5 protein-coding genes are annotated in these 11,668 nt (G+C 60.9%); 3 read left to right on the top strand and 2 right to left on the bottom strand.

Going from position 1 to position 11,668, the window contains the following annotated elements; translation table 11 throughout:
* Positions 1–141 precede the first annotated feature (141 nt).
* The 3 genes from CAP2UW1_RS16120 to CAP2UW1_RS16110 all read left to right on the top strand — a co-directional run bounded on the left by CAP2UW1_RS16120 (position 142) and on the right by CAP2UW1_RS16110 (position 5,386).
* A complete protein-coding gene (locus CAP2UW1_RS16120) occupies positions 142–2,268 on the top strand; it encodes a bi-domain-containing oxidoreductase (protein ID WP_015767689.1) in 2,127 nt (708 codons plus the stop codon).
* Positions 2,269–2,484: 216 nt separating this feature from the next.
* Positions 2,485–4,149, top strand: coding sequence for a heparinase II/III family protein (locus CAP2UW1_RS16115; protein WP_015767688.1), 1,665 nt, complete (start codon positions 2,485–2,487; stop codon positions 4,147–4,149).
* Between the two features lies 1 nt (position 4,150).
* The gene (locus CAP2UW1_RS16110; protein ID WP_015767687.1) at positions 4,151–5,386 is read left to right on the top strand and encodes a glycosyltransferase family 4 protein; all 1,236 of its coding nucleotides are present in this window, start codon (positions 4,151–4,153) and stop codon (positions 5,384–5,386) included.
* A 212-nt stretch (positions 5,387–5,598) separates the two neighbouring features.
* On the opposite strand, the gene tnpC is transcribed toward CAP2UW1_RS16110, so the two are convergent.
* Positions 5,599–7,182, bottom strand: coding sequence for an IS66 family transposase (gene tnpC, locus CAP2UW1_RS16105; protein WP_012806762.1), 1,584 nt, complete (start codon positions 7,180–7,182; stop codon positions 5,599–5,601).
* Between the two features lie 101 nt (positions 7,183–7,283).
* Positions 7,284–11,450, bottom strand: coding sequence for a S8 family serine peptidase (locus CAP2UW1_RS24005; protein ID WP_015767686.1), 4,167 nt, complete (start codon positions 11,448–11,450; stop codon positions 7,284–7,286).
* Between the last annotated feature and the right edge of the window lie 218 nt (positions 11,451–11,668).

The raw sequence follows: 11,668 nt of genomic DNA, 5'->3' as shown, positions 1-11,668 counted from the left end.
GAAATTGGGGTGGCCGACTGTGGGGTCGCGCGCATGAGTCTATGCTGGCCGCGAGCGTGCAGGTGGGTCGCCTACGTCGGGCTGTCGGATTGCATTTCGCACGGTTCGTGAGCTGAATTGTTGGTGGTCATAGGTAAAGAGATGAAACAGATTCTTCAAGACTTGAAAACCGGCGCCACCTGTGTGGCGGAAGTACCGTGCCCGCGTGCGACCACCGGTCAGTTATTGATCCGCACTTCACGCTCGCTGATTTCCGCTGGCACTGAACGGATGCTGGTGGATTTCGGGAAAGCAAACCCGATTGAAAAGGCTCGTCAGCAGCCGGACAAGGTGCGCATGGTCCTGGAAAAGATCAAGACCGACGGATTGATGCCGACGCTCGATGCGGTGCGCAACAAGTTGGGGCAACCCGTGCCTCTGGGTTACTGCAACGTCGGCGTGGTACTGGAGGTTGGCAGGGGCGTCGAGGGCTTTGCCGCAGGCGATCGGGTGGCGTCCAACGGGAAACACGGCGAGGTCGTGAGCGTACCGGTGAACCTTTGCGCACGCGTTCCCGACGCGGTGAGTGACGACGCCGCAGCGTTTGCCGTCATCGGCGCGATTGCGTTGCAGGGTATCCGCCTCGTGCAGCCAACGTTGGGTGAGGTCGTGGTGGTGACTGGCCTAGGCTTGATTGGCCAGCTTGCGGTGCAACTGCTTCGTGCGAATGGCTGTCGCGTCTTGGGGATCGATTTCGACCCGGCCAAACTGATGATGGCCAAGGCGTTCGGCGCCGAGGTAGTTAACCTGAGCGCCGGGGAAGATCCCGTTCGAGTGGCGGAGCGGCTTTCCCGGGGAAGGGGGGTCGATGCGGTGCTGGTGACAGCGGCTACGAGGAGCAGCGAGCCGATACATCAGGCGGCTCTCATGTGTCGCAAGCGCGGGCGCATTGTGCTGGTGGGAGTTACCGGGCTCGACTTGTCTCGTGACGATTTCTTCAAGAAGGAATTGACCTTTCAAGTGTCTGCTTCCTATGGCCCTGGCCGTTATGACCCAAACTATGAGGAGAAAGGACAGGACTATCCGGTTGGATTTGTGCGCTGGACTGAGCAGCGGAACTTTGAAGCTGTACTGGATATGCTGGCCGATAGCCACCTCGACGTTCAGCCGCTGATGTCGCATCGCTTCAAGCTGGATGAGACTGAAGCGGCGTATGCGGTGGTTGGCGGTAGCGAGCCTTCCCTGGGTATCTTGTTGGAGTACCCCACCCGTGAGGAAAAGAGTGACGCGGAGATGAGGGCGGCGACGGTTTGCGTGGGGGCGCACAAGCCAGTTGCCGGGACCGGGCAGGCTCCGGTGGTGGCGTTTGTCGGGTCAGGCAACTACGCTACGGGCGTGCTGATCCCCGCCTTCAAGGAGGCTGGCGCCCACCTGCAGTCGGTTGCATCAAGCACCGGGGTGAGTGGGGTGCACGCTGGTAAGAAGCATGGCTTTGTCGAGACCACCACGGATACCGACAAGCTGTTCAGCGACCCGACGGTGGATGCTTTGGTAATAAGCACCCGTCACAACAGCCACGCGGCGTTTGTCTTGCAGGCATTGCAGGCCGGCAAGCATGTCTTTGTGGAAAAGCCGATTTGTCTGACGTTGCGAGAGCTGGATGAGATCGAAGTGGCGTATTCCCGGCTGCATGAGCTGGGCACTGCACCGTTGCTGATGGTTGGTTTCAATCGGCGTTTTTCGCCACAAGTGGCTAAGGTCAAGTCGCTTCTGACCGGGGTGACCGGGCCGAAGTCATTTGTGATGACTGTCAATGCGGGCGAGATTCCGTCGGACCACTGGACGCATGACCGCGAGATTGGTGGCGGGCGTGTCATCGGGGAAGCATGCCATTTCATTGATTTGCTGCGATTCTTGGCCGCTAGCCCCTTGGTAGCGCACACTCGTATGGCGATGGATTCAGCGAATGGGGATACCGTGAGCCTACAGTTGGGCTTTGCTGACGGTTCCATCGGTACAGTTAACTATTTCGCGAATGGTTGTAAGGCGTTTCCAAAGGAGCGCCTGGAAGTCTTTGCAGGGGGTCGGGTGTTGCAGCTTGACAACTTCCGAAGACTGAAGGGCTACGCCTGGCCAGGGTTCAAGGACATGAATCTGTGGCGGCAGGACAAGGGGCAAAAGGCGTGCGCCGCAGCTTTTGTCAACGCGATTCGCGGTGGGGCCGTTGCGCCGATTCCGTTCGCAGAGATTGTCGAGGTGAGTCGAGTGTCGATCTTGTTGGCTTCGTAGACTTTGGGTGTGGATTGGGCGCGCCTTGTTGGGCCAACCGACTGGCCACTGGGTATCTATGGTGCCGTCGAGTCGGTCTGGGCGCTTGGAAATGGGGTGCGGTTGCGTGGACAACATTCGGTGGCAGGTCAGCGGGATAGCCAGGGGCTCGGACCCAGGATGGTGGTGATAGCGTTGCGATGGCGCGCTCAGTTACCCAAAGGAGTCCCTTGAGAGATGGGTATCGGGCGTATCTTGCTGTTGCTCCGTACGATTCGTCACCTGCGGACCGAGCAGGTGCTCTATCGCCTCTATTACCGTTTGGCCAAACCGCTGGTCGCGCGGCTCGCGCTGGCACCCATTAGGGTGGCAGTTCGACGGTCTTGGTCCGAACCGTGGTCGGCTCCGCTTACTTCACCGCGTAGCCACTTGACGGCAGGGGTTTTCGAGTTTCTCGGGGAGCGTGGCGAGGTGAAGGAACCCTCTGACTGGAATTCGGATAAGCACGCGAAACTGTGGCTCTACAATCTTCACTATCTCGACGATCTCAATGCCGTCGACGCGGACACACGTGCCGAGCAACAGGGATGGCTGATTGAGCGTTGGATCCACGACAATCCATCTCTCACCGGGAACGGCTGGGAGCCCTACACCCTTTCCTTGCGGCTGGTGAATCTGGTCAAGTGGTGTGCACGGCAGGAGCAGGTGCCTGCCGAGTGGCTCGACAGCATCGCTAGGCAAGCCCAGGCTCTTGCGGCACAGGAGGAGCGCCACATTCTGGCCAACCACCTATTCGCCAACGGCAAGGCGTTGACGTTTGCCGGCACCTTCCTTGGGGGCGATTCGGGGAGCCGCTGCTTGCACCGGGGACTAGGTATTCTGGACCGAGAGATCCCCGAGCAGTTCTTGGCTGATGGCGGTCACTTCGAGCTATCGCCGATGTATCACGCGACCCTGCTGTGGGATCTCTGCGACTTGCTGAACCTGGCCCAGAGGAGTGGATTGCCCGAGCTTTCTGAGCGCGCTCCGGCCTGGCATGGCGCTATCGAACGCGGCATGGCGTGGCTGGGGCACATGTGCCATCCCGACGGTGAGATTGCCTTCTTTAACGATGCAACGTTCGGGATTGCCCCACGCTCCGCGCAGATCACAGCGTATGCGAGGGCATTGGGTTGTCCCGGTGACGAGGCCGTGGTGCGACCACTTCTGCTGAACCATCTTGTGGACACGGGTTACATCGTCGTCGAACTTGGCTCGGGTGGAAAGGCCTTGCTGGATGTGGCCAACGTGGGTCCGGATTACCAGCCGGGTCACGCCCACGCCGACACTCTCAGCTTTGAGTTGAGCCTCTTTGGTGAACGCGTTCTGGTTAATTCAGGGACATCCCGATATGGCGAAGGCGCGGAACGTCAACGCCAACGAAGTACGTCAGCACATAACACCGTTGAAGTCGACGGGGAAGATTCCTCTGAGGTATGGGCTGGCTTTCGGGTCGCTCGGCGCGCCCGACCAATCGCGCTGGAGTTCTGGCGAGATGTCTGGCAGGACGGTGAAAGAGTGGTGGTACGCTGTTCCCACGACGGCTATCGGCGGCTCTCAGGATCCCCCATCCATCGCCGCCAGTGGGAATTCCGTACCGGTGGTCTGCGGGTCATCGACGCGATAACCGGAGGTTTCCGCCAGGCCGTTAGCCGCTTCCACCTTCATCCGGATGTCCGGGTGACAGGCGATCGAGAGCTACGCTTAGCGGGCGGACAAGTAGTTCGCTGGTCGGTTACGGACGGACACGCGCAGATGGTGCCATCAACGTGGCATCCAGGATTTGGGGTTTCCGTATCCAACCAATGCATTGAAGTGCTGTTCGAGGGCGCTGCGGTGGTGGTTGATTTCGATTGGGCATGAGATGCATATCCTCTTCTTGACAGACAATTTTCCGCCGGAGGTAAATGCCCCCGCGAGTCGAACCTTCGAGCATTGCCGTGAGTGGGTCAAGGCGGGCAATCAGGTGACGGTCATCACCTGCGTCCCAAACTTTCCGATGGGCCGAGTCTATGACGGATACCGAAACAAAGTCTGGCAGGCAGGGGACATGGACGGAATTCGCGTCGTCCGGGTCTGGTCCTACATCACGGCCAATGAGGGCTTCGTCAAGCGCATCCTGGACTACCAGAGCTTTATGGTTGCAGCCACTTTGTCTGCCCTTTTCGTCCGCCACGTCGATGTGGTGATCGGAACCTCTCCCCATTTCTTTACCGTCTGCGCGGCATGGGTAGTCAGTGTCCTAAAGCGGGTACCGTTCGTGTTTGAGCTGAGGGATTTGTGGCCCGAGTCGATCAAAGCCGTAGGCGCCATGCAGGACTCAGCGGCTATTCGATGGTTGGAGCGGCTAGAGATGTTCCTGTATCGGAAGGCGAGTCTGATTGTTACTGTCACACACTCTTTCCGTGACAGGTTGATTGCGCGGGGTATCAGTAGCGGCAAGATCAGCGTGGTTACCAACGGGGTAGATATGTCCCGCTTCAGACGGATGCCCAAAGATCAAGGTCTGGTGGCCGAGTTAGGCATCGCGGGCAAGTTTGTTGCCGGTTACGTCGGAACTCATGGAATGGCGCATCACTTGGAAACGATCCTGGATGCCGCCGAGAAGCTTTGCGCCGAGGGCTTGGGAGAGGATATTCACTTGGTCTTGCTTGGCGACGGTGCTCGTAAGGGGGCACTGAAGCAAGATGCCCGTCGGAGAGGACTCAGCAACGTGACGTTTGTGGACTCCGTGCCCAAGGACCAAGTCGCCCGCTACTGGTCCGTGCTCGACGTGTCGATCATTCACCTGAGGAAAACGGATCTGTTCACGACGGTCATCCCTTCAAAGTTATTCGAGTGCATGGGAATGGGATTGCCCGTTCTACACGGTGTGGCCGGCGAGTCTGCGGATATCGTACGCATGGAAGATGTGGGAATCGCTTTCGAGCCGGAAAACTCTGCCCAACTGGTTCTGTATCTCAAGCTTTTGCGACAGGATCGGCAAGCCTATGAACACTACCGGTCAAATTGTTTTGTCGCTGCCGAGAAATACGACCGAAAAATCTTGGCTGTGAAGATGGTCGAATTGCTCCGCGGCCTGAAAACCGATCCCGATTAGCAATAATCGTCAGATGAGCGCATCTGGTGAGCCCAGCGGGGCTTAGCCTGGACACCGTCACCATACGGAGAGCAGCGCCATGGCCATGAATCGAATCCAGGTTTAAACCCGGTTTGTCGATGCCGGAGTTCACCCAGCGCTTCGGAAGCGAGTCGGAGCACGACGAAGGTGCCGTCTGTGGTAGCACTTGTGAACTGTAATCATTCACTCCCCTACGCGGTTGCCGGGATGGCGGGGATCGTGGGGAGCTGCAAGCCTTTGCGGGCGGCGGCGATGACGGTGCCGAGGTACTGCCAGGCGGATGCTCCGCGACGGCGACAGGTTTCGATGAGGCTGGCGAGGAAAGCGAAGGCGCGGGATCCCTCTTCAGAGCGTGTGCCGTGGCTGATGGTGCGCGAAATCACCCAGTGCCGAAGCGCCTGTTCCGCGGCGTTGTTGGAAAGCGGCAGGTGGGGCTCGGCAACGGGACGCAGGATCACGTCCCAGTCGTAGAGGAATTCGCGCACGACGCTACGCAGCACCGAGTGGTCATCCATCCGATGGGCTTCGCACAGGTGCCGCAGTCGCTCAATCTCGTTCGCGTAGCGGGCCGGGAGTCCTTCCGGCGGCGGATCGATCCGCGCCGCGTAGATGGCGGCCATCAGCGTCTTCATGATGCCTTCCATCTCTTGCCCCACCCCGGAGACTCGCGCGTCGCTCGATTCGGCCAGCCCTCTCAGTTTGCGCAGCAGGTGCGGCCAGCAACGCAAGCGGTTTGCCCAGGCGCGATAGACGCCGTAGCCATCGCTGATGAGCAGGCCGGCAAAGCCGTCCTGCAGGGCGTTCTCCAGCATTTCCCGGCTGCGTGGGCCGATCAGGAACAGCACCGTGTGGGTCGTCACCAATGCCCACAGCCACAGCAGCGTGCCGGACTCCGGCCACGAGGTCTCATCGACATGCAGTTGCGCTGCCTGCACGATGTCGGCCACCAGGGCGTCCTCCAGCGGCAGACTGGCGCGGCCCGCTTCCCGGATGGTTTCGTCGATGACGCCCGTACTCAGCGTCAAGTCGAACAGTTCCATCAGCAATTCGCGAATGCTCGCCCGCGACAGGCGCATGCGCACCGCCAGCAGGACGATCACCCCGGCCAGCCGGGGACCCACGAGACGCCATTCCCCGAGCTCAACCTTCTCCCATTGCCCGTCGGCCGGCGCCCGCCAAGCTTGCGCACGGCTGACATGGCCGCAGGAGCAGCTCACTTCAAGCAGCGTGTGACGGGTGACGCTGAACGTCAACCCGATCAGGCTCTCGACCGGCGGCGCAATGTCGACTTCGTCCCAAGCCGTGTAAGCCTGCGACGCGGCATCCGCCGACAACACTGCCGCACAAGCGGCGCAGATCTCGGGACGGTGCTCGCACCGGGCGGTGATCGCCAGCTTCTGACTGCGACCATGACCTGGACTGCCCGGTTGCTTGCCGGGCCGCTTCCCAGACCCCTTCTTGGCCGATTGCCGCTGCCCATCAACCGGTGGAGCCTGTTCCGTCTCTTCCGTAGAGCTTCCAGCCGTCTCCGCGGCGACGTCGGCATTGCCGCGCTCGTCCGCCGCGCCATTCTGTTCCTCCGAGCCACCTGTCTTCGCCCAGGGCGGTTGGCTGGTCGGCGGACGCGAGCTGTTGTCCGGGTTCTGATTCAGCCGATCCTGCAACTCCTTTACGTCGTGCAACAGCCGCTTCGACACTTCCAGCAAAAGCTCCGCCGGCAGCTTCTTCAGCCACTCGTCGTTCATCTGGAACAGGTCATGTTTGCTCAGGTGCATCGTGCCGCGTCTGTCAGGTCGTCTGCAAGTTCCGCAACTATGCCATACAAATCATCAGGCTGGCAGCTTTTCTTAAGGGGGTGTGAACGATTACTGTGAACTCATGCAAAGAAGAAATCATTGCCGTGCAAATGCGACTGGCCGACGATCTGGATCTGGTTGCTGCCAAACGCCAACACCATGTCCGCACCGACAATCTGAACGCCGGCATCGCCGTTATCCAGGGTGCCGTCGATGTTGGTGTCGAGCGCGGAAAAACCCGTGACGCCGAGCGCGCTGCTAAGCTGGATCACATCCTCCCCCGGCGTGAAGTCGTTGATCCGGTCTGTGCCGAAAGCGGTGTCGAAGACAAACCTGTCGCTTCCGCCACCGCCAAAAAGAATGTCGTCACCGACCCCGCCCTCCAGTATGTCGTCGCCGAGGCTCCCATCCAGCGTGTCGCGGCCAGCGAGGCCGATCAAAATATCGTTAGCGATGTTGCCGCTCACCCTGTTTGCGAGTTCATTGCCGGTGAGCGCCGCAGCGGTGCTGTTGCTGAGGTAGAGGTTTTCGATGTTGTCCAGAAGGCTGTAGTCGCCGTAGCTGTACACGCTGTCGATCCCTTGCTTCGCCATTTCGATAGCAGTATCCCCGGCGCCCGCGTAGTAGGCGTCGTCGCCGAGGCCGCCGGCGAGGACGTTGGCGGCGCTGTTGGCACTGCCGTAGAGGGTATTGGCGAGGTCATTGCCGGTGCCGGCGATGGCTGAGCTGCCCGTCAGGTACAGCCGTTCGACATTGGCGCCGAGCGTCCAGCTGATATCGCTGTACACGATGTCGTTCCCCTCACCTGAAAACTCCACGACGGTGTCGCCAATACCCACATAGTAGCCGTCGTCACCAAGGCCGCCCGCGAGGACGTTGGCAGCGCTGTTGGCATTACCGTAAAGGGTGTTGGCAAGCGCGTTGGCGGTCCCGGTGATTGCCGCGCTGCCCGTGAGGTATAGTCGCTCGATGTTGCTACCCAATGTCCAACTCATGCTGCTGTACACGATGTCGTTTCCCTCGCCGAGTAGTTCCACGACGCTGTCGCCGCTGCCCACGTAATAGCCGTCATCGCCGAGGCCGCCCGCGAGGACATTGGCGGTACTGTTGGCATTGCCAGCCAGTGTGTTGGCAAGTTCGTTACCAGTGCCGGCGATAGCTGCGGTCCCCGTTAGGCACAGTCGCTCGACATTAGCGCCGAGCGTCCAGCCGACACTGCTGTAGACGCTGTCGTCTCCTTCACTTGCCAATTCAACGATGCTGTCGTTGAGGTTGTCAATGTAGTAAGTGTCATTACCTGCCCCGCCGATCAGAGTGTCGGCACCCAAGCCTCCGTCGAGTGTGTCGCTGCCGAAAAGACCGATCAGGATGTCGTTACCGATGTTGCCGCTCACTCTGTTGGGCAGTTCGTTGCCCGTGAGCGTCGCGGCAGCACTGACGTTGAGGTACAAGTTTTCGACGTTCGCCGAGAGACTGGCGTCGCCGTAACTGTAGACCTTGTCGCTTCCTTCGTCTGCCATTTCACTGATCGTGTCGCCCTCGCCAGCGAAGTACGTGTCACTCCCGAGCCCGCCGATGAGTACATTGGCAGCGCTGTTGCTGTTGCCATAGAGCGTATTGGCAAGTTCGTTGCCGGTTGCGTTGATGGCTGCGTTACCGGTCAGAGAGAGCCGTTCCAGGTTGGCGCCGAGCGTCCAGGCGACACTGCTACAGACGATGTCGTTTCCCCCGCTGGCCAGTTCAACGATCGTGTCGCCGCTGCCAACATAGTAGGTGTCATCACCGAGCCCACCACTGAGGACATTGGCAGCGCCGTTGCCGTTGCCGTAAAGCGTATTGGCAAGCTCGTTGCCGGTTGCGCTGATGGCCGCGTTACCGGTTAGGGAGATCCGTTCAAGGTTGGCGCCGAGCGTCCAGGCGACAGTGCTATAGACAATGTCGTTTCCCTCGCTGGCCAGTTCAACGATCGTGTCGCCGCTGCCAACATAGTAGGTGTCATCGCCGAGCGCACCACTGAGGACATTGGCTGCGCCGTTGCCGTAAAGCGTATTGGCAAGTTCGTTGCCGGTTGCGCTGATGGCCGCGTTACCGGTTAGGGAGATCCGTTCAAGGTTGGCGCCGAGCGTCGAGGCGACACTGCTGTAAACAATGTCGTTCCCCTCACCAGCCAATTCGACGACGTTGTCGCCGAGATTGTCCACATAGTAGCTGTCGTCACCAACCCCGCCGATCAGCGTGTCCACGCCGATGCCACCGTTGAGGCTGTCATTGCCAAAGCCGCCGGTAATCACGTTCGCTGTTCCATTGCCGGTTCCGCTGAAGCTCCCCGTCCCGACAAAGGCCAGCTTCTCCAGGTTGGCGCCGAGGACGTAGGCCGCCAGGGTCGTCCGGACGGTGTCGTTGCCGCCTGTAGCCGCTTCCACGAGCACATCGCCGGCCGAGTCGACGACATAAACGTCATCGCCCACCCCGCCTTCCAGGGTATCGGCCCCCGGGCCCCCATCCAGCAAGTCGTTGCCCCGCCACCCGCGCAACGAGTTTGCCGCGTCGTTGCCAATCAGCACGTCATTGCCATCGCCGGTGTCCGCATTCTCGATCACGGTGCCTGCGGAGATCACAACGGTTTGCCCGTCAATCGACGACGAGTAGCCGGGTCGCAGATCCAGGAGGGTGTCCGAGGCGATTGAAGCCGTGTTCACGTTGTCCGTCCCGCCCAGGTCGGAGAGCACTCGCCGCGCAGGGTCGGCCGGCGCGAGAACGCTGAACTTGTCAGTATAGACGTAGGTATCGTTGCCCGGCGCGTCGCCGTAGGCGCGAAGAGTCCAGTTGGTGAGTATTCCCGACGCGCCAGACTGTGTATCGGCAATCGTCAGCGTCCAGTCTCCAGCCGAGAATTCGCCCCAGTCACGAGTTGTGGAGAAGGTGAAGGCGATATCTGCCTGCGAAGTGGCGGGGTTGTGGAACAGGAGACTCTGTGTGCCGTCGGGGGCGGTCAGGGTGATCTGCAACTGGCCGATGCTGGCGTGCGTCAAGAAGACATCGACCTCGACGTGGTCGATGCGCAGGTTTTGCGTCAGGGTGATGGTGCGCGAGAGGCTGCCGACATCCGGAATGGCGACGGGCCCGGACGCCGCGCCGCTCGTCACCGATTCGTTGCGCGAGGTCGATACGCCACGCCAGCTCTCGGCGACTCGCACGGCGGCGAACGCATCGACCAGGCCGAAGCCGTAGTCGTAGCTGACGTGCATGGGGCCACCATTCCAGTTGTCCGCGCCGTTCAACGACCATCCGGTGGTGGCGCCGGTCTGGACCGCGGTGGCGGCCAGGATTTCCTGGACATCCCGCCAGCCGAGTCCCGGGTTGGCATCCAGCATCAGGGCGGCCACGCCACTGACGATCGGCGCCGAGAAGGAGGTTCCGCTCATCGTGGCGTAGTCCCCGCTCGAGTAACCGGACGCACCGAGTCGATCGGTAGTAGGGACGCTCTGGCCGGGTGCCGCGACGAGGAGGGCGGCTCCCGGCGTCGAGAACCAGGTGACGTTACCGGCGCTGTCCGTGGCGGCGGCCGCGATGATGCCTCGATTGTTCTGGAAACCGTGGTAATTGACGTCCTGACCGGAGGTTCGCCCGTTGCCTGCGGAGAATACGACGATCGTGCCCAATCCGTTGCGTCCCACATCCAGTGCATTCTGGAGAGCGTTGCGAATTGGCGCGAAGCCCGGATAGAGGAAGCTGTCCTCCAGGAAGCCGCCAAAGCCCCAGCTATTGTTGGCGATGTCCACCGCGGCCATCCACTGGAACGCGTCCAGGACTTGCTGGTCGGTGCCGTTGCTGCCAAAGCCGATACGGAAGCCGGCGACGCTCGCCTCGGGCGCTACCCCGGCGCCGCCGGCCGAGTTGTTCAAGGCGGCAGCGATCACTCCCGCCACAGTGGTGCCATGCATGTCGGTCGGGTCGCTCGGGTAGGCGTCGGCATCGCCGTCGCGCCCGTCGTAATCGAGGGAGCTGGCGTAGTTGCCTGCGAGTTCCGGGTGGTTGTAGTCGACGCCGTCATCGATCACGCCGACGATTACGCCGCTGCCACGGTAATCGTCCCACACCTTGACGACGTTGACGCCTCTGGTCCCCCCGGTGCTTCCCCAGAGGTGCCAGTAGCCGGAGAGCGAGGGGTCGTTGTACGTGGCTTGCGGCGTGCTGCCGGAGATGGTGGGCAGGGGGAGCGGGAAGACCGCGTTTTCTTGAGTCATCGCCGGATGTCCTTAGCGCTTGTCGATGATGCTGGGCTGATGCCAGAGCGCGCGCGGGCCTGGCGGAAACGTCGAGTCAAGGTGCCTGGTACTTGCCGCCGCGCGCGTCGGTAAGCAGGTAGACAGTAATTGTAGGATGCCGTCCGCACTCTTGCGCGAACATTGAGGCTGCTCTTGCGCCGAAGACGTTTGGGTTCTCGGTCCTTCGGGCCAGGCCC

It is taken from the genome of Candidatus Accumulibacter phosphatis (genome assembly GCF_000024165.1).
GTDB lineage: Bacteria > Pseudomonadota > Gammaproteobacteria > Burkholderiales > Rhodocyclaceae > Accumulibacter > Accumulibacter phosphatis.
The sequence above is the reverse complement of the archived record's forward strand: the minus strand, read 5'-3'. Positions and strand labels throughout refer to the sequence as shown.